The following is a 21,316-nucleotide window of genomic DNA, read 5'->3' as shown; positions in this document are numbered from 1 at the left end:
AGCGGGACAGGACGACCTCGCCGGGCATGGGAACCACAGCTGCACAGCCCAACTCGTCGTCGATGCGGTCGTCGCGACGGCGGCTTCCCCGCCGGGCCGGTCCCGCAGGATCGCGAAGGCGGCTTCCCCGCCGGGCACGAGGAACGTGGCGCGTCGAATCGCCGAATCGCGGGCAGGATCAATGATCTGGGGCATCGGTCCGGAATCTGGTCCTCACCTGCGAGCGGAGGGACCAGGCCGCGTCCCGGTCGAAGGGTTCGGTGCTGGGTGTGAGCATCGCTGCGGCAGCTGTGGCCACCCCCAGCGCGCAGGCACTGACGGGATCCTCTCCTGCGGCCAGCCGCGTGGTGAGGGCGGCGACCATGCTGTCCCCCGCTCCGGCGTCGCTCAGCGGCTCGCCGGGCAGCGGCGGCGCGTAGAGCTCGGTGTGGCCGTGGCCGGTCGAGCACAGTGCGCCCAGCGCTCCGAGGGTGGTGACGGCGATCTCGGCGGCTCCCGTGGTGAGTAGGTGCTCGTTGATGGCTCGGGCGTCGTCGAAGCCGCTGATGGCCTGACCGGTCAGGCTCTCGGCCTCTGTCCGGTTGCATCTGAGCAGGAACACGCCCTCCTCGAGTGCTCCGCGAAGCGCCGGCCCGGATGTGTCAAGGATCAGCCTGGATCCGGCTTCCTTGACACGGCGGGCGACGGCCGCATAGAAGTCGTCGGGCAAGCCGCCGGGCAGACTGCCGCTGGCCACGACGTACGGGCAGCTGCCAACGGCCTGCTCCAGCACATCCAGGCACCGCCGCCCCTCGCGGTCGTGCAGTCGCGGGCCGGGGGGCACGATGTGATAGCTGCGGTGGGATCCGGCCTCGAACAGCACGAGCGCTTCGCGGGTTTCGCCGTGGATGTCGACGGCGACATGGTCTACGCCCTCTTCGTCCAGCAGCCGGTTCAGGCGCAGGCCGACCTCGCCTCCGGCAGTGTGGACGGCGGTAGCCCGTCCTCCGAACCGCACGACATGACGGGCGACGTTGATCCCTCCGCCCCCGGCGGCCACCGACCTGACCCGGGCGCGGTTCTTGCCGACACCCTCCAGGTACTCGACCTCCCAGCACAGATCGACCGCGGGATTCATCGTCAGGGTGAGGACCATCGGCCTGGCCGCACTCCCCGATCCTCCTGCGCCATCGGTAGTCCCGGCTGTGACGGGGTCCGGCGCCGCGGCCCTGTTCATCGCGGTGCCCTGGTCGTCGTGCAGCCCCCTGCGCGGCGCACCGCCCGCCGGGCACGGCCCCGCACGTGACGGCCTGAGGAGACCGGGGCCTGTTCCCGCGCGCTGCGGTCGATTCCGATCCCGGCCATCGCCAGGGACAGCTTCGGCTCCCGACCACCGGGCGGGGCGTCGAGCGCGTGGGGCCCGGCAACGCCCGCTTTCCTCTCGTGCAGGCTCACGGAGGCCCTTCTCCACCCCGTGCCGTGGCTGCCTGAGCCGCGGGAACGGTGATCGTGAACACTCCGTCGGCCAGGGCCGCACCGACGTCCTCGGTCTTCACTCCAACAGGGAACGTAGCCCGGCACCCGAATCGACCAGGCCGACGTGTGCCGCGACCGTGACACACCGAGGAATTGGTGCGTGCGGCCGAAGAACTCGTCCAGCTCCACCGGTCCACCGGTCCGGCGCCGCACGAAAAACGTCATCGCGCTCACCTCTGTGGACAGCGACACGTCCGACCTGACTTCCATACTGAAACAGCCTGACGTCACGTGCACACCGGCTCACGGCACGGTTCTGTCTCTCTGGTCAGCGTCCGGCCGGCTGAGGTGCCCGCGAGGTGCAGCGCGGCCTGGTAGGCGATCGCGAGCTGGTCCGTTCGCGTGGCCAGGCCGCGCCACCGCTCGAGGCGGTTGATGCACCGCTCGACCGTGTTCCGCTGCTTGTATGCCGCGCCGTCGAAGCCGGGCGGACGGCGGAGGCGACCTCGCCGCAGGCGGTGTCCGACTTGGCCGGAAGCCTGTGGGACGACCGCGCGGATGCCCCTGCGCCGCAGGTGGTGGTTGCGGATGGCGAGAGGCCTGACACCTCCGTCCGCGGCCAGGCGGACCTTGGGTGTTCAGCCCGCCGCGGGCTGTCCGGGCGCGTGATCGGCCGCCTCTCCGCAGCGGGCCGCCCTCGCCCTGGACGGGTGCGAACTGCTGTGCACGGCGCGGATGTTAGCTTCTCTCCCATGGTGCAACACCAGGACGAGACCAGCGCGGCCTACGACGGTGTCGTCGAGCTCTACGCGTCGATGTTCGCTGACCGGCTGGAGACGCAGCCGTTCGCGCGGGCCATGGTCGGCACCTTCGCCGAGCTGGTGCGCGGGACGGGGAACCTGCGAGCAGCCGACGTCGGGTGCGGGCCCGGCCATCTGACGGCCATGCTGCACGACTTGGGGCTGGATGCCTTCGGGCTCGACCTCTCCCCCGCCATGGTCGACCACGCTCGCCGGGCCCATCCGGCGCTGCGGTTCGAGGAGGCACGAATGGAGGCCCTGCCCGTCGAGGACCGCGCGCTCGGCGGAGTGCTGGCCCGCTACTCGATGATCCATACCCCGCCCGGCGAGCTCCCCGCACTGCTCGCCGAGCAGGTGCGTGTCCTGGCACCAGGGGGCCTGCTCCTGGTCTCGCTCTTCGGGACCGAGGGACCGGAACCTGTCCGCTTCGATCACAAGGTGGCACCCGCCTACAGCTGGCCGGTGGACCGCCTCACCGAGTTGCTGGCCGGGGCCGGGCTCGTCACGGTCGCTCGGCTGCTCCACGACCCGGCCTCGGAGCGGGGCTTCCTCGACACCCACGTACTGGCCCGCCGTCCCTAGAGCGTGCACCGTGGCCTGGGAGGGGGTCGTGCAGCTCGTCCGCGTGGATGAAGATCGTCTGAAGTAGGGCGTCGATGTGGTCAGGGTGGTCTACCTCGATCTGCTCGGCACCGACCGCGCCCGCGACGTCCTGCTGGACCATCTGCCGACGGCCTGCGACCACGGCCTCGCCTTCTGCCGGGCCGTCCACCACACCAGCCCGCAGGGCGATGTGGCGGCCGTCGCGGGCGGTCTGGAGGCCGGACTCCCGGACGTGACCGTGCACCCCGACGTGTCCAGGCAGTGAAGGAAGTGGCCCGCCACGAAGGCAACTTGGCCACCTTCATGGCAAAGCCCTTCGGCGGCGCGGACCCAGCGGGGTGTCCGGCCCGTGCGTGGCCGGACGAAGACGCCCGGTCGGGGTCAGCGGAGCATTACGGTGGGAGGCGAGGGCCTCCTGCGGTCGGCGTGCGGATGTCGCAATCCCCACCGAACCCAGAAGGCCCTCACGCGTTCAAACACCCAGCACGCGCGTCACCGACGTCCTGGGTCAACACACTTAGCGCAGTCCGGCGAAGAGGTCGTGTTCGGGCACCGCCGCGCCCGTGGTGTCCTGGACACGTACGAAGGTCTCGACACCCATCAACTCGGTGAACCTCTCCTGGCCCATCCTGAGGAAGAAGATGTTCTCGCCCTGGCTGGCGTGCGCCGCCAGCGCGTCGAACTTCTGACTGCCGAACGCGGTGGTGTCCACCCAGGTGGTGATCTCCTCGTCGGGGAGTCCTATCTCCGCGATCGCGGCGGCCTCAGCGGGATCCGGCTCCTGACCGTCCGCACCGAACTCGCGCATGACCTCGCCGAACCGCTGCATCATCGAGCGTGGCGCCGTCGTCCAGTAGACCTTCGGCGTCATCTCGGTCATCGCCAGTGCCGCCATCGTGATGCGGTTGGCCTGGATGTGGTCGGGGTGGCCATAGAAGCCGTTCTCGTCGTAGGTGACGACCACATCGGGCTGATAGAGCCGCAAAAGCTCCGCAAGTCGGGCGGCGCCCTCCTCCACGGGCGTCTGCCAGAAGGATTCGGAGGCGTCATTGGTCGGCCAGCCCATCATCCCGGAGTCGGCGTAGTCCAGCATCTCCAGATGACTGACCTTCAGGACCTCGCAGCTGGCTTCGAGTTCTTGACGCCGCATCGAAGCGACCGCCGCCGCGTCGTGGCCAGGATCGCCCGGCTTGACACCACCCGGTCCGTCACCGCAACCGCCGTCGGTACACGTCACAAGGACCGTGCGAATACCCTCCGCCGCGTACCGGGCAAGGACACCTCCCGTTCCAGTGGCCTCATCGTCGGGGTGGGCGTGTACCGCCATGAGCGTCAACGGCCAGTCATTCATGAAGCATTCCTCCTGTGTGAAAGGGCCAGGCCTCGGTCCGAGCCTGCGGCAAGCGTATGAGCATTTGCCTCTCGACATATCGGTTGATGACCGGGCATATCGTGCCCTTGAGGGCGCCTGGAGTACGTCGGGACGGCCTGATGGCCTGATGGCCTCCGTGTTCTCCGTCCGTGCGGCGCCGGTTCCCTGCCTCTGCAACAGTGTTGACCGGCCGGGCTGTTCCCGCCGTCGGCGATCAAGACTGCCGGAGCGTCGGTGTTGAAAGCCTGCCAGGTGGAGGCGAGATCGAAGGCACTCCCAGGAGCGACGGAAAGAATCCGGAGGCCGGCAGCGGTCCGTCCTCGCGGCGGCCTACGTTCGACCGTTCGACCGGGCCTTCAGGAGTGCCTCTCCCCCGGCCCCGGCACGACGCCGATGGCGGCACCGGCATCATGGCCACCTGATCCCCAATGGCGCAGCACAACTTCGCAGACGGCGCGGCGGGCTACCAGGCACCGCCACAACCCGCCCCGCCGGCCCGCACGCTCACAGACCGGACGGCCGGGGCCCGCCTGCACCCCTGCCGACCCCTGCGCGCGCGGCCCGGTAGCGCCGTCCGCCGTCCGCGCTGTCGGGCGGACGCGCCGTAGCGATTGCTAGCGCGCCACGCGGTAGTGGAGACAGACGACTCTTGAGCTGAAGGTGCGGGTCTCGACGAGTTCGAGATCCGCCCGGCGCTCGTGCTGCGGAAAGAACGGAATGCCACCGCCTACCAGCACCGGATGGACCCTGATCCGGTACTCGTCGATCAGATCCAACGCTGCCGCCTCGGCGGCGAGAGTCGCGCCGCCGATCGCGATGTCACCCTCACCCGGCTCGGCTCGCAACCTCTCGATTTCCCCCGCCAGGCCGCCGGTAGCCAAGCGGGCATTACCCTGCACCGCGGACAGCGTCCTGGAGAACACCACCTTGGGAAGCGGCTTCCAGAGCGCGGCCCACTCGAGCGTCGAGTCGTCGAGCGACGGATCCTCGTCGGCGGTCTCCCAGTACAGCATCGTCTCGTACAGCCGTCGTCCCAACAGGTGAACGCCGACCTCTCGGATCTCGTCGATCCAGGAGCGAAAGATCTCCTCGTCGGGCCCCGTCCAGTCGAAGTCGCCGTCCGGCCCGACGATGTAGCCGTCAAGTGAGACGTTCATCGAATAGGTCACGCTGCGCATCACAAGCCCTCCTCGGTAGCGGGTTCGACAGTACGACCGCCGGACACCGCAGGACTCATCGCCGCTCGCGAGATCCCTTCAGATCTCCTCGCTCCACGGGAAGAACATCGCCAAGGCCGCGCTCTTTCAAAACACGGTCCAGCTGGGTTTACGGGACACGACAGGAACAAACGATCCCACCGCCCCTGCACCGCCGTGTGCGGCCTCGCGGAACTCCTGGCCCATGCACTGAGCGACGGAGGCCGCCAGGCCGAAGGCGAGCACCCACACCGCCACCTGCCGCGTGTCACCACCATGCACGGCGGCAGGTGACATCTCGCCCGCCTACGCCGGCCATCGGATCCGCTACTTGAGTTCACGCTCGGTGTAGTAGCCGCTCGCGACCAGCACACGCCGGTAGTTGGTCTTGTCGACGCCCTCCGGCTGGAGCAGATACGCGGGTACGACCTTGGAGCCGTTGTTGTAGGTGCTGGTGTCGTTCACGTTCGGCTCCCGGCCGTGGAGCAGGTCGTCGGCCATCGCCGCGGCCACCTCCGCCAGGTGCCGCAGGTCCTTGTAGACGGTCTGCGACTGCCCGCCCGCGATGATGGACTTGACCGAGGCCAGCTCCGCGTCCTGGCCGGTGACAACCGGGAGAGGTTTGGCGGCGGAGCCGTAGCCGTCCGCCGCGAACGCGGCCAGGACACCGATGGAGATGCCGTCGTACGGCGACAGAACGGCGTCGACCCTGCTCCCTGCGTACGAATCGGCGAGGATGCGGCCCATACGCTTCTGTGCGGTGGCGCCGTCCCATCGCAGGGTGGTGACCTCGTCCAGTTTCGTCTGCCCGGACCGGACGACCAGCAGCTTCTTGTCCAGATACGGCTGAAGGAGCTGCATCGCTCCGTCGAAGAAGTACTTGGTGTTGTTGTCGTCCTTGGACCCCGCGAACAGCTCGATGTTGAACGGGCCCTTGCCGTCCTCGATGCCGAGCTTCTCGATGATGTAGCGGGCCTGGAGCCGGCCGACCTGTTCGTTGTCGAAGGAGGCGTAGTAGTCGACGTTCTTCGTGCCGAGGATGAGCCGGTCGTAGGAGATCACCGGTATCTCCGCGTCGGCGGCCTGCTGGAGCACCTTTCTCAGCGACCTGTTGTCGATGGCCGCGACGATGAGGGCGTCGACGTGCTGATCAATCAGATCCTGGATCTGCTCGACCTGCTGCGCCGGGTCGTCATCCCCGTAGACCAGCCGAGTCTTGTACCCGTTGCTCTTCAGGTCCCTGACGATGGTGTTGCCGTCCGTGATCCAGCGCTCGGACGCCCGCGTGGGCATGGCGATGCCTACGGTGTCGCCCTTCGCGGAGTCCCTCGGATCGCTGTTGCCGCAAGCCGACAGGGCGAGGGACACGGAGGTGACCCCAGCGACGACCAGGAGGACGGTTCTTCGGTTGTGCACGGTGATCGTTCCTTGTTCTTCTCGTCGTTGAGAAAACTGACAGGCAATCAGGGCGGGTTCGGTGCGCAAGGCGCGATGGGGCGGTAAGCGGGTACACGGACTCAGGGCCAGTCGGCCGTACCCGTATCTCCGGCTCCGATCCCGGAGTTGCGGCGCAGACCGTTCTCCGGCGCCTCCCCCGGCCGGGACCTCAACCAGGGCGGCATTCGCGCGTCGGGCGGCTCGGCAGCCTCACTCGTCCCTACGCCTGTCGAGATCGTCAGGATGTTGCTGCGCTGCACTGCGGGAGCCGGCCCCTATTCACGTCAACTGCGTTGCCACACCAAGCTGTTGCTCACTAAATGTTCGAAATTTCGTCACACGTTCGAATCGCTGGCGTGACCCTAGGAGTCCGAGTGCAGGGTGTCAACCACGGTGACAGACAGCAGCTTCCGAACCCCTGGTCGCGACGCGCGGTAGATCAACGGCTCGACGCGTCGGTGCGCCGCACGCGACGACGACACAGGCACGCGCGTATGCGCAACGCTCCCGAGGTAGTGTGCCGGTGGCAGATCACACGGGCGGGGCAGCTTGGACGCGGTGAGCGAGACCGTCGATCCGATCGAGGCGGCGTGGGACTTTCGGGCGCGTGCGGCCGAAGCCTGGGACGTACGGTCCCGAACCTCCACCACTACGTGGGTCCACCCATCCTGGCTGTCCTGGTTGCCAGGATGGGTGGAACAACACGCTGGGGCCGGTTCTACCCGTACACCAGCCATGCGGCGCTTGCGTTCAGCACCGGACCTCGTCACTGGCTCGGCGAGGGTGAGGTTCTGCCGGTGGCCACCGAACTCGTTCCTGAGGTGTCCCGCCAATGGGACCGTGCCAACATGAAGCAGCTGGTCGGCCTGGCGGCGTGGCAGGGTTCGTGGGTGCTCGTGCCGGTCGGGTGCGTAGGTGTTCGCGATCCCAGCCGGCCCGGACCTCGTCTCGTGAGCCGTCGTTCAGCACCGTGTGCGTGTCAGGTGACGGATGCTCAGCGATGGCTGGGACCGCCGGTCAGTCGATGCCTTCGATGATGCGGAAGTCTCGCTCGACACTGTCGGAGAGGGCCACCAGCGCCTTCTGGTATGCCTCGCTCTCGTATGCCGCGACGGCCTGTTCAAAGCTGTCGAACTCGACCAGCACGACGCGTTGCGCGATTCCGGCCTCGTGGGCGACGACTCGACCGCCACGGGACAGGACGCGCCCGCCCCCAGCCTGGACAGCCGGACCGGCCAGCGCGTTGTAGGCAGTCAGCCTCTCAGGGTCGGAAATGGCGCGGTAGACACTGACCCAGTAGCCCTTGGCCATGGAAACCTCCTGCGTTCGGCCGGACACGTCCGACTTCGAATTGACACTCAGATCGATCGATCCCGGCGACGGATCACCGGGCATTCGAGAGGACGCGCCGATCAGGCCTGGTTCGGGTCCGCCGGCCGCGGCTGCCGGTTCGCGTCCCGGCGAAGTCTTCCTCAGCGCCCCGGGCGCCTTCGGCGAGGGGGGAATGCGCCGGAGACGGAAGCGAAGTCTTCGGCCAGGGCGCGGCGCACGGCGACCGTCGTCTGGTGCGCCGGGTGCGGGGCTGGGGCACGGCGTCCCGAGATACATAAAGAATTCATATAAATATTGTATGCTTCGCGCATGAGCCGTCAAGACGCCACTCGTGGCGCATCCACTGCGATCGGGTCGGCCCTCTACGGGCTGGCCACCCGGGCTGTGAGACGCCTTCCGCGTGATATGAGCATCACGTCCGCCGCCACCCTGGCCACCCTGCACAGGACCGGCCCGCGACGCATCACCGATCTGGCCGTGATCGAGGGTGTCACCCAGCCCGCGATGACCGTGCTGGTCCGGGTGATGGAGGAGTCCGGACTGGTCGAGCGGAGGGGCGACGCGTCCGACAAGCGGGTCACGCTGGTGTGTCTGACCGAGGCCGGCGCGTCGTACGTTCAGACGCGGCGCCAGGCGGGCGTCGATGCGTTCGCGCGGCTCATCGACGAACTCGCCGACGACGAGGTCGAGGCCCTGGTGGCGGCGCTTCCGGCGCTGGCGCACCTGGCAGAGCTCGAAAGCCAGGACCGCGAAGGGCCGAAGCGGTGACGGGGCGCACCCCGGAGCGCTCCGAGGCGCGGCTGCTGGTCCCCGCCCTGATGTTCATCGCCCTGGTGGTGGCGGCGGTCGCCAGCCTCGGGACGCCGCTGATCACCAGTGTGGCGACCACGTTCCACGTCTCGCTCGACAGCGCGCAGTGGACGCTGACCGTCGCACTGCTGAGCGGCGCCGTCGCCACGCCCGTCCTCGGCCGGCTCGGAGCCGGCCCGCACCGACGGGCCACGATCCTCGCCACGCTGGCGATCGTCGTCGTCGGCAGTGCGCTGACCGTGCTGCCGCTGCCGTTCGCGGGGCTGCTCATCGGCAGGGCGGCCCAAGGCGTCGGGCTCGGTCTGACGGCGCTGATGATGGGCGTGGCCCGGGACCATCTTCCCGAGGAGCGCAGCACGGCGACGATCGCCCTGATCTCGGTGGTCTCGATCATCGGCGCCGGCGTCGGCTACCCGCTCACCGCACTGCTCGCCGAGATCGGCGGCGTAAGGGCCGCCTACGGCTTCGGTCTGTTCGTCACCGCCGTCGCCTTCCTGACCGCGTGGCGTTCCATACCCGCGGCTCCCGAAGGCCGCTCCGCTCACGTGACCGTGGCGGGCGCGCTCGTCCTCGCGGGCGGGCTGTTCCTCGTCCTGTTCCTGGCCGGCCAGCGGAGCCTGTGGAGCCGTCACCTCGCCGTGGCGGTGATCCTCGCCGTCGTCGCCGTGATCCTGCTGTGCGTCTGGACCGCCTCCGAGCTGCGCAGCAAGGCGCCCCTGGTCGATGTCCGGGCGGTACGGCACCCGGCGGTCGCCGGAGCGAACATCGCCATGTTCGTCGGCGGGAGCGGCATGTACCTCCTGCTCACGCTCATCACGCGGTACGCGCAGACGCCGCACAGCGCCGGCTACGGCTTCGGGCTGACCACCTTCGTCGCCGGGCTGGTCCTCGTCCCGTTCTCGGTGCTGGGGTTCGTCGCCGGCAAACTCACGCCCCGGGTTCGGACGCTGATCGGCGCACCCGTGCTCCTGGCCGGCAGCGCCGTCATCGTCGGCGGCGGGTTCGTCCTCTTCGCCGCGGCCCGGTCGAACCTGGCCGAACTGCTCATCGCGATGGGTGTGCTGGGCTTCGGCGTCGGCGGCTTCTCAGCCGCCATGCCCGGCGTCATCCTGGCCGTCACGCCCAAGAGCGAGACGTCGAGCGCGATGAGCTTCAACTACGTCGTCCGCAGCGTCGGGTACTCCCTGGGCAGCGCGATGGGCGGCCTGGTCCTGGCCGTCGGCACCGACACCGGTCATCTCTTCCCGAACGACCACGCCTACACCACCGCAGCGCTGGTCGGCATCGCCGCGATGGCGGTCACCGCCCTGACCGCCATCGCTCTCGCCCGCCAACGCCCGCCCGAGATCAACCCCACCGTAGCCACGGCCGGCGTGCCGGGTCAGGGCGGGTCGAGCCGATGACCGGCTCGGCGGAAGGGCGGCGGCCCCGTCGCCCTGGTCGGCGCCGAGGAGATCACGGACTCAACTGGACGGCGTGACAGGGTTCCGCATACCGAGCCACTGCTCGGTGCCCCAGGCCTCGAACCGCTCCACCTCGGTGAACCCCAGCTTCGCCGCGAGGCGCATCGAGCCGACGTTGGCGGTCTGGGTGGTGAGCACCACCGGTTCGCCGGGGAGCGCGCCGGCAAGCCAGCGGAGTGCCGCCGCGCATGCCTCGGCGGCGTACCCGCAACCCCACGCCCGCGGCAGGAACAGGTAGCCGAGATCGGCCTTGCCCGCGGCAGCCGGGCGACGGTGCCCGGTCGCTCTCCTGAGCAGGATCTGGCCGATCATCGCCCCGTCGAGATCGACGACGAAGCTCCCGGGCCAACGCTCGGACACCTCAGGCATCTCTCGCTCGAGCTCGTCACGCGGTCGAGGCCCGCCGAGGTAGGTGTGCACCTCTGGCGAGGCGAGCAGTTCGATGAACGCCGCACGGTCCCGGGACTCGGGCTCACGGAGCACGAGCCTCTCGGTCCTGATCGGCGCAGGCGGCCAGGCCACTGGTCCCAGATCGTCCATCCGCGCACGCTAACAGGTGGTCACACCAACCGAACGGCAAACGCCTGGCTTGCCCGCCCGCGGAGGCGGCCCAGCCGTGCCCGGAAGGAGCCGCTCAACGGTTACCGGCCGGCGCAATTTGGTGTGGGGGTGTTCGTGGCGTGGGTGTTGTGCCTGACGCAAGCCGGGAAGGAGGGCCTGGGCGTCGCTGCGGTTGACGGCGTGCGGGGTGTCGGCGTCGCAAGCGCATGGTGCAAGCCTGGTGCAAAAGCAGCCGGGACGCTGTAGCCGGGTCATTTCGGTAGGGCCGATGTCAGGCGAAGCTCGCGACACCCGACCGGCCGAAGTGATGTGCGCCTGCCCTCACGACACGAGACAGCGCCCCCCTTTCAAGGTTCCACCAGTCACACCACTGCGGCTGCTGCCGGACCGGGTTCATGACGGAGCCCGCCACCTCGGGTCCGCGCAGCCGCGAGGAGTTCGAGATGCGCAAACTTTCGTCACTGTCCATGGCCACCGCCCTCGTTGCCGTTGTAGGCGCCACGGTCTTCGCCGCACCGGCCGGAGCGGCGCCGACGCCGCGTGGGACCACACTCGCCGACGGTTCCGCAGGGGCGTCCGAGCATGCCTCGCAGGACACGGTGAAGCTCATTCAGGGCTTCTACGCCGCCTTCGCCAAAGGCGACATTCCCGCCGCGCAGAAGTTCGTGACCGACGACTTCATCATGCACGTGCCGGGGAAGGGCCTCAACGCCGGGGAGTACTGGGGCAAGGAAGGCCTTCGCGAGTTCATGGGCCACATCCTCGGCTACAACGGCGGCACCTTCGAACTGAAGGTGCCGCACTTCGCGGTGAACGGCGACACCGCCTTCACCCGCGAGATCGTGACACTCAACCGCAAGAAGGATCCGGCGAAGATCTGGACGCTGCGCTTCACCATGCAGTACAAGATCAAGGACGGCCGGGTCTCGGAGGCGTGGACCATGCCCGAGGAACAGGACGCCTACGACGCCTATTGGACACCGTCGCTCGACACGCCCCGCGGCACACCGGCCTCCTCCCAGCCGGCGCCGTCCCTGCCGGACGGCGCGCACGCCGTCGCCCCCAGGAACACGGGCTTCCTGAACACCTTCTACAACACGTTCTGGAGCGGGGACCTCGACGGGATCCACCGCATGGTCTCGGACGACGTCGAAGTACGCATCCCCGGACACTCCGACATCTCCGGCGTGTACAAGGGGTGGGACGGCTTCCTCGAATTCCGTGAGCGGGTGATGGCCACCGTCGGCAGCCGATACAAGTTGGATGTGTCCGCGATGGCGGGCGACAGTGCCGGGGGCTTCGCGCGCGAGTTCATCCGGATGAACCGCCCCTGGGATCCGGAGGTCAAGTCGGTCGACGTGACCATGTACTACACCGTCCGCCACGGAAAGATCGTGAAGATGGAGGACGTTCCGGTGGACACCAACGCCTGGCAGGACTTCTTCACGAACCCGCACAAGGGGAAGTAACCGCCCGCCGTGCAGCGTCCGGGGCCGGCAACACAGTTGCCGCCCCCGGACATTGAGGCCTGAAGGAGCTTGCCGCGGCGGGGCGCATGTCGTGGCCGGCCGTCGGACGCCACACCCGCCGGGCGGGTCGTGCGACCTGGGCATGCGACCCTGCCCGGGGACAGCGGGCCTGTGCGCGGGCGATGAACCGAGCCATGACCTCCCCTGCGAGGCCGGCCCGGCTCAGCGCCGGCAGCGACCCGGGCGGGCCCCCAGCAGTGCTTCTTTTCGGCCTACCGGGCAGCCGCCGCGCCCGCAGGCAGGAGTGTCGGCCCGGCCGCACGACGAGGTCCCGATATGTGGCATGCATGACCGCTTGGGGCAGCGACCGTGCAAGGCCTACGAGCTAGATTCGGCGATACAGCGTCCCAAGGCGGTACGGCCGACAACACCCCATGGGTCGTGGCGGACGCATCAACGACTGCCCGGCCACTGCCCAGCCGCGGTCATGCCCTTGGACTCCGCCCGCCTGCCGGGGTTCTGCCCGGCAGAGATCGCAAGTCCCCCCCCAGCAGAACGTCGTCATTTGGACGTCGTCCGCACCGTACATACGAAGGACCCGCTATGCCCGCCGTAACCGTCGAGGATCTCCTGGTCCTCCCCCGCCTCCCGCGCCCTGACGCGACCGCCACCGACCGCCCCGTCCGCCACGTGGTCACCGCGCCCCAACAACGGGAAGGGGCCGGCTTCATGGTGCGCCGCCCGTTCCCGAGCGCTGCGTTGCCCGACGCGGACCCGTTCTTGCTGCTCGACCACGTCGGTGAGACCGTCCACCAGCCCTACGAGGCCAAGGGCGCCCCCTGGCACCCTCACCGCGGATTCGAAACGGTCACCTACGTCATCGACGGCACGGTGGTGCACCACGATTCCAACGGTGGCGGAGGCGTCATATCGGATGGGGACACGCAGTGGATGACCGCGGGGTCGGGGATCCTGCACGACGAAGTCCCCAGCGAGGAGGCCCTGGCCAAGGGCGGCCTCAGCCACGGCATCCAGCTGTGGGTGAACCTGCCCCGCACCCGCAAGTGGGCGCAGCCGCGCTACCAGGACGTCCGGGCGGACAGGCTCCGGCTGCTCACCTCCGATGACGGCGGGGCTCTGATACGCCTGATCGCCGGTGGTCTTGGCGGCTACCGGGGACCGGGCGTGACCCACACCCCGATCGTCTATGCGCACGCGAGTCTGCTTCCCCAGGCGCGGGTGCGGACGGGGTGGGATCCGCAGTTCAGCGCGATGGCCTACGTCCTGCAGGGAGCGGGGAGCGTGGGCCCGGACAGGCGCCCCGTGAGGGAGGGCCAACTGGCGGTGTTCGGTGCGGGCGATGTCGTCACTGTGCAGGCGGGGGCCCATCAGCGTGGCCGCACCGGCCGCTTCGAGGTGCTGCTGCTGGGCGGCGTGCCGCTGAGGGAGCCGATCGCCCGCTACGGCCCGTTCGTGATGAACACCGAGGCGGAGATCCGGCAGGCCGTCGAGGACTATCAGCAGGGCAGGATGGGCCACATTCCCGCAGCCCACCTGGGCACGCCGTAGGGGTGCGGCAGGGGGGCCGACGTCCACTACACCGGGGCCGACGCGGCGCCGTCGTTCGGTGGGCACGGCAGCGCCCGCCGATGGGGTGAGGCAACGGCGGGCGCTACTGGGGGTGTTGCCGCCGTCAGCGGGAACGGACGTAGGCGGTGAGGCCGGCGCGCAAGGGGGCGGGCACCGCTCGATACAGGGCTGCGTGGAGCAGCTCGCCGACGAAGGTGAGAGCGTCGCCGTCGGCTGTCAGGAGGCCGACGCGGAGGGCTTGTTCCACCTGCTGGGCTGTTCTCCAGCCGTCCGTGCCCGCGGCTTTGAGCAGTTGCTCGAAGCGAAAGGTGGGGCCGATGAGAGCCGCGGTGCGCAGCAGGTGCGTCATCGGCTCGCCGACGTGGTGGACCAGGTCGAGCGCCGCGTCGATCAGTGTGCCGGGCAGGTGGTCCGGGTCGTCCAGGGGGGCGCCCTCGCGGGCGGCTTGGAGGGCAGCCAGGACCAGGGCGGGGCGGCCGGCGGTGAGGTGGTGGACGCGGTGTGCTGCTTGTGGCACGTCGTGGCGGGCGGCCAGCTCGGCGACGGCGTAGGGCCCCAGCGGTTCAAGGGGCAGCTGGGTGGAGTGGGGCAGATGTCGTGCGATGCGGTCGGCGCCGTCCTCCCGCGCGCCGAGGACCACCATCATCCGGTGGCCGGCGGCGTCCTGGGACAGGTGGTGGAGGGTTTCCAGGGTGCGCGCGTCCGCGCAGTGGGCGTCGTCGACGGCCAGCAGCACGGGGTGGTCGGTGGAGAGTCTGCGCAGGAAGATGGCGGCTGCGTCGGCGTGTCCCTGCGCCGGCGGCCTGGCGTGCTCGTCGCCGTGGTGGGCGGGCCCGGTGATCGCGTCGACGTGCGGTATGACAGCCCGCAGCCGGTGCGCGATGCCGTCGGCCGCGCGAGTGACCTCTTCGGGCCGTGCGGTGCGGCAGAAGTCCTCGATGGTCTGCTCGAGCACAGGGATGTCCAGGAGGCGCTCCGGCCCGGGGCAGCGGGCGGCAAGGACGGTGGCGCCGTGGTGGTGGACGTGGCGGCACAGTGCGGACAGCAGGGCGGAGGTGCCGGCTGCGGCCCCGCCGCGCAGCACGACGGTGGTGGGGTGCCCGGTGAGCGCCAGCCGCCACCCTGCCTGCAGCTGGTCGAGTTCTTCGTCCCGGCCGGTGAGGTGCCCGTGGGGTGCGTCCGCCGGTACCGCGGGCCGCGGCCGCGCGGGGGTGGGGGTCGGCCGGCCCTGGAGGATGGCTCCGTGCAGGGCCGCGGTGCGCGGGTCGGGGTCGGTTCCCAACTCGGTGCGCAGGGTGCGGCGCAGCCGGCTGAAGGTGTGCAGGGCGGCGCCGGCCGAACCGAGACGGTACTGGGCGGCCATCAGGGCGCGCCATGCCGGCTCGTCGTAGGGGTCGTCGTGCGCCGCTGCCGAGGCCAGGCTCGCGGCCTGCCGGTGGTCGTGCAGGTGTTCCGCGGCCTGCCAGGCAGCTTCGCGGGCACGGCGCAACAGCAGCTGCAGCGTCCGGTCGAGGTCCGCGCTCCAGACGGCGGGCTGGAACTCCTCGACCGCGCGGCCCGCACCGAGCAGGCCCAGTGCCCGGCGGGCGGCGACATCCGCGAACGCGGGTTCACCGGCGCGCAGATGCCGCTCGGCCGCCCGGGTCAGGCGGGCCGCCTCGTCCACGTCGACCTGCCAGCCCGTGGTGTTGAGCCGGTATCCGGAACCTGCGCGCTCCAGACAGGTACCGACGAATTTGCGCAGCCGGCTGACGAGGGAGGCGACCGTCTGCGGGGCGGTGGGCGGGGCGTGGTCGGGCCAGAGCGTCTCGATGATGATGTCCTTGCTGACGACCCGGTTGCGGTGGGCGGCCAGCAACGCGAACAGCAGTACCGCGCGTCCCCTCGGGAGGCTGGGCGGGTTGTCGGACCTTGCGCCCGTCAACTCCAGCGGCCCGATGAGCCGCAGGTGGACGGGGTCTCCCAGGATGAGTGCGTTCGTGCAGGACGGCATGCGGGTGGTGCTCTTTCGTGGCGCTGGGCAATGACTGGCATCCAGCCTCGCCGCACCGCACGCCTGCCCGCCAGCGGCCGGCGGGACGACAACCCCTCGGTTTCGGCCCGTGCCCTCACCGCGCGCGCTGCTGGCGGGCGGCGTTTCAGGGCCGGCTTCGCAGCGCGTGGTGGACCGCGGCGCGCAGAGCCGTGAAGGAGTCGGCGAAGCGCTCCAGGCCTTCCTTCTCGAGGGCGTCCATGACCTCGTCGTAGGCGATGCCGGCGGCCTGCAGCCGGCGCAGGACCTCGGCGGAGTCCTGATAGGTGCCGTGCACGTCCTGGGGCGGAAAGGCGGCATGATCCGCGACCGCGTCGAGCGTGTTGCGGGGCATGGTGGTGATGGTCCCCGGTGCGAGCAATCCGGTCACATAGCGGGTGTCGCTGTAGTGGGGGTTCTTGGTGGCCGTGGATGCCCACAGGGGCCGCTGCGGGCGGGCGCCGGCGGCGTGCAGGCGCCGCCAGCGTCGTGTGGAGAACTCCGTTTCGTACAGGTGGTAGGCCAGGCGGGCGTTGGCGAGTGCGGCCCGTCCCTGCAGGGCGGCCTGGGTGGGGCTGCCCTGTTGGGCGAGTCGAGCGTCGACGGCGGTGTCGACGCGGGAGACGAAGAAGGAAGCGACCGAGGCGATCGGGGCGAGGGGGCGTCCCTGCGCCCGGGCACGTTCCAGTCCGTCGAAGTAGGCGTGGATGACCTCTCGGTAGCGGCGCAGGCTGAACAGCAGCGTCATGTTGACGCTGATCCCTTCCGCGAGCAGCAGGGTCAGGGCGTGCACCCCTTCCACCGTGGCCGGCACTTTGATCAGGACGTTGGGCCGGTCGACGAGCCGGCGCAGCCGGCGTGCCTCGGTGAGTGTGGCGGCGCTGTCGTGGGCCACCAGCGGTGAGACTTCCACGGACACATACCCCTCGATGCCGTCGGAGGCCTCATAGGTGGGGCGCAGCAGGTCACAGGCCTGCCGCACATCGTGCGTCGTCAGGGCCTGCAGCGCCTGGTCCACGTCCGCGCCCGCGCGCCGCAGGTCCTCCAGTTGCCCGCGGTAGGGCCCGCTGCCGTCGCCGATGGCCGCTTGGAAGATCGTGGGGTTGCTGGTGATGCCGGTGACTTTCCCGGCGTGGATGAGTGAGGGCAGTTCGCCCGACTCCAGGTCGCGCCGGTTGAGATCGTCCAGCCACACGGCGACGTCGTGCGCGGTGAGGTGGGCGAGAGGGTCGCTCATGGTTGTCGCTCTTTCGTTCCGGGGCCGGCGTACCGCAGGCCACCTGGGTGTGGGGTGAGCCTGGAGTGCGGCGTTGCAGCCGGATTGCACCGCGCGGCCGGTCGGGCGGGGTGCCGGCCGTGCAAGCGCGGTGCAAGGCGTCGCACCAGTGTGGGCAGCGCGTCTTCGCCCCGCCGGACTCGTCTGCCCGGCGGCCCCTGACACACCGTCGGTACCGGGCGGCGGAAACGTCCCGCACCGGCGGCCGTGGCCTGATCCGTGGGACACGCGGCCGTCCGCGTGGACATGCCGCCGGCCCAGCGCGGGTTGACCCACACCCCGGGCGGACCGGTGCCCTCGCGGGAGAGGGCCGCACGGGGCCGTGGACGGGACGCACAGACAGCCGGTGGCGCACGTGCCAAGGCCGGCTGTCCCGTCGGTACGCGTGTGGTCACGCGCTGATCAGGAGGATGTTGTGGGAACACAGAGCAGGCGCGGCTGCAGCCGGCACGACTGGCCTGCGTGGCTGAGCGAGTTCGCCTCGACCGCGATCCTGCTGCTGGTGATGGTCACCCTGTTCAGGCACCTGTTCGGCGCCGGGGGTCTACTGGGACACGCCCTCCCCTCGCAGGAGAGCCGGCTGGTCGCGGACGCCGTGGTCAGCGGTATCACCGTCGGGCTGCTGATCGTCTCGCCGTTCGGGCGACGTTCGGGCGGCCACATGAACCCGGCCGTCTCGCTGGCGTTCTGGCTGATGGGTGCCCTCCCGGGGCGGGACGCTGCGGCGTACGCCGCAGCCCAACTGGCCGGTTCCCTCACGGGGGTAGCGGTCGGCCGGCTGGTGTGGGGCGAGCAGACGGCCCATCGCGCCGTCGGCTACGCCGTCGTCCGGGCGTCCGACCGCATCCCGTGGACGGCCGTGTTCGCCTCCGAGGCCGCGGCGACCGCCGTGATGCTCGCCGCAGTGACCTTCGTGGCGGCGCGGGCCCGCCTGGCCATCGTGCTGCCGGCGGTCGCCGGGTCGGTGATCGCCGCACTGATCCTGCTGACCGGCCGATGGACGGGCGGAAGTTTCAACCCTGCCCGGCAGTTCGGGCCGGAGCTGTTCTCCCACGACCTGGCGTGGCTGTGGGTGTACCTGATCGCCCCACTGGTGGGTGGCGGGCTCTTCGGCCTGGTGCGCAGGTGCCTGCCGCACGCGCCTGCGCTGCCCACCTCACCGGCACCGGCACCGGCTCCGGCACCGGGGGTGGCACCGGCACCGGCACCGGCTCCGGCTCCCGGGGTGGCTCCGGAGGTGGCGTGCCGGCCGCACGCGGGCTTGTGCGATGGCCCGATCCGTGGGGAGTACGGCCCAGAGGCCGGACATGGCGGCCCGCGCACGACGGGTTGAAGGCCCGTGAAGGCGCTGATCAAGCGCCGTGATCCTGACATCCGGATCGTTCGAGAAAGGCCCTGTGATGATCGACTCGACTGCCTCGGAGCGTGTGCGATGACCGCCTCATCGTCTCTGGCCGCCAAGCAGCGGCCGGAGTTCCTGGTTGCGTTGGCGCTGGCGGCGGGCCCAGTGGTGGCGCTGGGCTTCACCCGGTTCGCCTATGCGCTGCTGCTGCCGGCCATGCGCGAGAAACTGCACTGGAGCTATGCGGCGGCGGGCGGGATGAACACCGCCAACGCGCTCGGCTACATCATCGGGGCCGCCACGGCGGCCTGGTGGTCTCGCCGCTTCGGCTCCCGGAAAGCGTTCGTGTGGGGCATCGTCATCAGTGCGCTCGCCCTGCTCGCCTCCGGGGCGACCGACAACTTCGCCGGCCTGACCGTCCTGCGGTTCATCGGCGGCCTGAGCACCGCGGTGACCTTCGTGGTCGGCTCGGCACTCGCCTCCCGCGTCCACAGCGGCGGCCAACAGGCCCGTTCGGCCTCCCTGGTCGGGATGTACATGGCCGGCGTCGGCATCGGCGTGGTGCTCTCCGGCTTGGTCGTCCCCGCGGCGCTCACCGCCTGGGGCGCGTCCGGTTGGCAGGCCGGTTGGCTGCTGATGGGCCTGCTCGCCCTCCTCGCCATCGGACCCGCCGCCTGGGCCGCACGCCAGGTACCCGAGCAGGCCACCAGCGGCGCCGCCCACAACGGCCGCACCGGCCTCAAGCCGCTGACGCCCCTCTTCGTCTGGTACGTGCTGTTCGGCGCCGGCTACGTGTCCTACATGACCTTCGTCATCGCCCTGCTGCACAGCCAAGGCATGAAGGTCTGGGGAACCGGCACGTTCTTCATCGTGCTGGGCGTAGCCTCCGCAGCGGCCACGCTGCTGGTGTGGGGTCGGGTGATCGGCCGGCTGCGCGGCGGCAGGGCCCCCGCGCTGGTCTCGGTCGTCGTGCTGATCGGTGTGCTGCCCGTGCTGCTGTGGCATGGGATGGGCGCCGCGATCGCCTCGGCGATCATATTCGGCGGCTCGTTCATGGCCGGGCCCACCGCCGTGACCGTCCTGGCCCGCCGGATGCTGCCCGCGCACGCCTGGACCTTGGGCATCGCCCTGCTTACGGTCGCCTTCAGCGTCGGCCAGGCCGTCGGCCCCCTGATCTCCGGCCTGCTCTCCGACTCCTCCGGCGGCATCGCCAAGGGCCTGTGGCTGTCCGTCGTACTGCTCGCCATCTCCGCCGCCGTCGCCCTCATCCAGCGCGAACGGACGGCAGAGCACCACCACCAGGAAGCGACGACGGCCGCCCCCGCCCCGAGCGCCGTCCAACGCTGACCCCACCCCCTCAAGGAGCAAGATCCCCATGTTTCACCGCATCCTGGTCGCCGTCGACGGCAGCCCGGCCGCGCACAGCGCGATCCGCACCACCGCCGAACTGGCCTCCCTGACCGGCGCACAGGTCCGTGTGCTGCACATCGACACCTCCGACGTGGTGTACGACACCGTGGTCGGCCTGGAGGACGACTCCACCGCCCACCAGGTCCTGGACGCGGCCGTGACGACCCTGCGGCAGGCCGGCGTCCAAGCCGACGGCGAACTCCTGGACGGGCTGGTGTCCGATGTGGCGCAAGCCGTGCGGGAGGCCGCCGAGGGCTTCGACGCCGATCTGATCGTCGTCAGCCCGCACCACCGCAGTCGTCTCGCCGGCTGGTTCTCCCCCAGCGTCAGCACCGCGATCGCCCACAACAGCAACACCGCCGTGCTCCTGGCTCCCGGACAGGGCTGAGATTTTCCACCGCACGGTGCAGGTCGAACAACCAGTCGTCACTGTCGCCGGCTCCTGACAAGCAAGGCGGCCCCGGCACCCCTCGGCCCTCCCGGGCCGGCGGGCGCCGGGGCCGCGAGAAAGGCATCATGGCAGTGCCCCAGCAGCAGATCATTCTCGTCCGGCACGCGGAGACGGCCTGGAACCGCTCCCGCCGCTACTACACCGGGCAAGACGACCCCGACCTGACCTCCGCAGGCAGGCGCGAGGCCGGCTTGCTCGTGCCGCATCTCGAGGCCTACCAGGACGCCCACGTGCTGTGCAGTCCGGCACTGCGAGCCCGCCGCACCGCACAGGCGGCGGGCCTGACCGCGGACATCGACCCCGGCCTGCGGGAGTGGAGCTACCAACTGCCCGACGGCCACACGGTGGACGAGCGCTGCCAGATCGGGCCGTGCCGCCACGACATCTGGGACGACGCCCTGCACACAGAAGCGTGCACGGGCGAATGCCTGTCGGAGGTGACCGTCCGGGCGGACCATGTGCTCGACCGTGCGCGCCGCCTCACCCTCACCGGCAGGCCCGTCGTCCTCGTCTCGCACGGCAACCTCATACGGCTGATGACCGCCCGCTGGCTCGGCCTGTCCGCAGCGGCGGGGGCACACCTGGCGCTGCGCACCGCCTCCATAGGACGCCTGGCCCAGTACGACGGGCGTCCCAGCCTGCTGGGCTGGAACTTCAGCCCGTCCTTCGACGACCGGCTGCTCGCCCGCCCTCCGGCAGCCGTCGACGCCCCACCGCAACGTCCCTGAACCCCGCTCC

The 21,316-nt window shown here is 70.1% G+C and carries 18 protein-coding genes and 2 pseudogenes; 10 read left to right on the top strand and 10 right to left on the bottom strand.

Translation table 11 applies throughout. From position 1 onward, the window contains the following. Nucleotides 1-178 precede the first annotated feature (178 nt). The 3 genes and pseudogenes from H305_RS0109675 to H305_RS50410 form a co-directional block, all read right to left on the bottom strand. Nucleotides 179-1,135 (bottom strand): 1-phosphofructokinase family hexose kinase, encoded by a 957-nt coding sequence (locus H305_RS0109675; protein ID WP_028800208.1) that lies wholly within the window; start codon nucleotides 1,133-1,135, stop codon nucleotides 179-181. 295 nt (nucleotides 1,136-1,430) lie between these two features. Next, a complete protein-coding gene (locus tag H305_RS55735; protein ID WP_267880790.1) occupies nucleotides 1,431-1,601 on the bottom strand; it encodes an Hsp20/alpha crystallin family protein in 171 nt (56 codons plus the stop codon). A 141-nt stretch (nucleotides 1,602-1,742) separates the two neighbouring features. Next, nucleotides 1,743-2,124: pseudogene (locus H305_RS50410) on the bottom strand (hypothetical protein); the annotation flags it as partial. Between the two features lie 83 nt (nucleotides 2,125-2,207). Here H305_RS50410 and H305_RS0109670 point away from each other — a divergent pair. Further along, on the top strand, nucleotides 2,208-2,837 hold the full coding sequence (locus H305_RS0109670; protein ID WP_028800207.1) for a class I SAM-dependent methyltransferase: 630 nt from the start codon (nucleotides 2,208-2,210) through the stop codon (nucleotides 2,835-2,837). Between the two features lie 85 nt (nucleotides 2,838-2,922). Then, a pseudogene (locus tag H305_RS0109665) lies at nucleotides 2,923-3,111 on the top strand (glutamine synthetase); the annotation flags it as partial. A gap of 264 nt (nucleotides 3,112-3,375) precedes the next feature. On the opposite strand, the gene H305_RS0109660 reads toward H305_RS0109665, so the two are convergent. The 4 genes from H305_RS0109660 to H305_RS0109640 all read right to left on the bottom strand — a co-directional run bounded on the left by H305_RS0109660 (nucleotide 3,376) and on the right by H305_RS0109640 (nucleotide 8,174). Then, nucleotides 3,376-4,209, bottom strand: a complete 834-nt coding sequence (locus tag H305_RS0109660) for a PIG-L family deacetylase (RefSeq protein ID WP_028800205.1) — start codon at nucleotides 4,207-4,209, stop codon at nucleotides 3,376-3,378. Between the two features lie 635 nt (nucleotides 4,210-4,844). Beyond that, nucleotides 4,845-5,408 carry a dihydrofolate reductase family protein gene (locus H305_RS0109655; protein ID WP_028800204.1) on the bottom strand — a complete coding sequence of 188 codons (564 nt, stop codon included), beginning with the start codon at nucleotides 5,406-5,408 and terminating at the stop codon, nucleotides 4,845-4,847. A gap of 345 nt (nucleotides 5,409-5,753) precedes the next feature. Continuing rightward, nucleotides 5,754-6,842: a multiple monosaccharide ABC transporter substrate-binding protein gene (gene chvE / locus H305_RS0109645; RefSeq protein WP_028800203.1), complete on the bottom strand. Its 1,089-nt coding sequence runs from the start codon at nucleotides 6,840-6,842 to the stop codon at nucleotides 5,754-5,756. A 1,038-nt stretch (nucleotides 6,843-7,880) separates the two neighbouring features. Beyond that, entirely contained in the window at nucleotides 7,881-8,174 is a 294-nt protein-coding gene (locus H305_RS0109640) for a DUF1330 domain-containing protein (RefSeq protein ID WP_028800202.1), read from the bottom strand. Nucleotides 8,175-8,600: 426 nt separating this feature from the next. On the opposite strand from H305_RS0109640, the gene H305_RS0109635 reads away from it, so the two are divergent. Together H305_RS0109635 and H305_RS0109630 are read left to right on the top strand one after the other, a co-directional pair. Further along, a complete protein-coding gene (locus H305_RS0109635; protein WP_028800201.1) occupies nucleotides 8,601-8,963 on the top strand; it encodes a MarR family winged helix-turn-helix transcriptional regulator in 363 nt (120 codons plus the stop codon). 50 nt (nucleotides 8,964-9,013) lie between these two features. Next, nucleotides 9,014-10,408: an MFS transporter gene (locus H305_RS0109630; RefSeq protein ID WP_078628968.1), complete on the top strand. Its 1,395-nt coding sequence runs from the start codon at nucleotides 9,014-9,016 to the stop codon at nucleotides 10,406-10,408. Nucleotides 10,409-10,468: 60 nt separating this feature from the next. On the opposite strand, the gene H305_RS0109625 is transcribed toward H305_RS0109630, so the two are convergent. Continuing rightward, the gene (locus tag H305_RS0109625) at nucleotides 10,469-11,008 is read right to left on the bottom strand and encodes a GNAT family N-acetyltransferase (RefSeq protein ID WP_028800199.1); all 540 of its coding nucleotides are present in this window, start codon (nucleotides 11,006-11,008) and stop codon (nucleotides 10,469-10,471) included. 416 nt (nucleotides 11,009-11,424) lie between these two features. On the opposite strand from H305_RS0109625, the gene H305_RS0109620 reads away from it, so the two are divergent. Both H305_RS0109620 and H305_RS0109615 read left to right on the top strand, forming a co-directional pair. Beyond that, nucleotides 11,425-12,498, top strand: coding sequence for a nuclear transport factor 2 family protein (locus tag H305_RS0109620; RefSeq protein ID WP_028800198.1), 1,074 nt, complete (start codon nucleotides 11,425-11,427; stop codon nucleotides 12,496-12,498). A 603-nt stretch (nucleotides 12,499-13,101) separates the two neighbouring features. Next, nucleotides 13,102-14,067, top strand: coding sequence for a pirin family protein (locus tag H305_RS0109615; protein ID WP_028800197.1), 966 nt, complete (start codon nucleotides 13,102-13,104; stop codon nucleotides 14,065-14,067). A 124-nt stretch (nucleotides 14,068-14,191) separates the two neighbouring features. On the opposite strand, the gene H305_RS0109610 is transcribed toward H305_RS0109615, so the two are convergent. Both H305_RS0109610 and tal read right to left on the bottom strand, forming a co-directional pair. Next, nucleotides 14,192-16,081 carry a BTAD domain-containing putative transcriptional regulator gene (locus tag H305_RS0109610; protein WP_028800196.1) on the bottom strand — a complete coding sequence of 630 codons (1,890 nt, stop codon included), beginning with the start codon at nucleotides 16,079-16,081 and terminating at the stop codon, nucleotides 14,192-14,194. A 145-nt stretch (nucleotides 16,082-16,226) separates the two neighbouring features. Beyond that, nucleotides 16,227-17,336 carry a transaldolase gene (gene tal / locus H305_RS0109605; RefSeq protein ID WP_028800195.1) on the bottom strand — a complete coding sequence of 370 codons (1,110 nt, stop codon included), beginning with the start codon at nucleotides 17,334-17,336 and terminating at the stop codon, nucleotides 16,227-16,229. A gap of 454 nt (nucleotides 17,337-17,790) precedes the next feature. Here tal and H305_RS45215 point away from each other — a divergent pair, with 454 nt between their 5' ends. The 4 genes from H305_RS45215 (at nucleotide 17,791) to H305_RS45205 (ending at nucleotide 21,306) form a co-directional block, all read left to right on the top strand. Beyond that, nucleotides 17,791-18,708, top strand: coding sequence for an aquaporin (locus H305_RS45215; protein WP_051370481.1), 918 nt, complete (start codon nucleotides 17,791-17,793; stop codon nucleotides 18,706-18,708). A 99-nt stretch (nucleotides 18,709-18,807) separates the two neighbouring features. Next, nucleotides 18,808-20,064 (top strand): YbfB/YjiJ family MFS transporter, encoded by a 1,257-nt coding sequence (locus H305_RS45210; protein ID WP_051370480.1) that lies wholly within the window; start codon nucleotides 18,808-18,810, stop codon nucleotides 20,062-20,064. Between the two features lie 28 nt (nucleotides 20,065-20,092). Continuing rightward, on the top strand, nucleotides 20,093-20,515 hold the full coding sequence (locus tag H305_RS0109590; protein WP_028800194.1) for a universal stress protein: 423 nt from the start codon (nucleotides 20,093-20,095) through the stop codon (nucleotides 20,513-20,515). Between the two features lie 128 nt (nucleotides 20,516-20,643). Beyond that, the gene (locus H305_RS45205) at nucleotides 20,644-21,306 is read left to right on the top strand and encodes a histidine phosphatase family protein (RefSeq protein ID WP_051370479.1); all 663 of its coding nucleotides are present in this window, start codon (nucleotides 20,644-20,646) and stop codon (nucleotides 21,304-21,306) included. Nucleotides 21,307-21,316 lie beyond the last annotated feature (10 nt).

The sequence above is a fragment of the Streptomyces sp. 142MFCol3.1 genome, from assembly GCF_000424945.1.
GTDB classification, from domain to species: domain Bacteria; phylum Actinomycetota; class Actinomycetes; order Streptomycetales; family Streptomycetaceae; genus Streptomyces; species Streptomyces siamensis.
The sequence above is the reverse complement of the archived record's forward strand: the minus strand, read 5'-3'. Positions and strand labels throughout refer to the sequence as shown.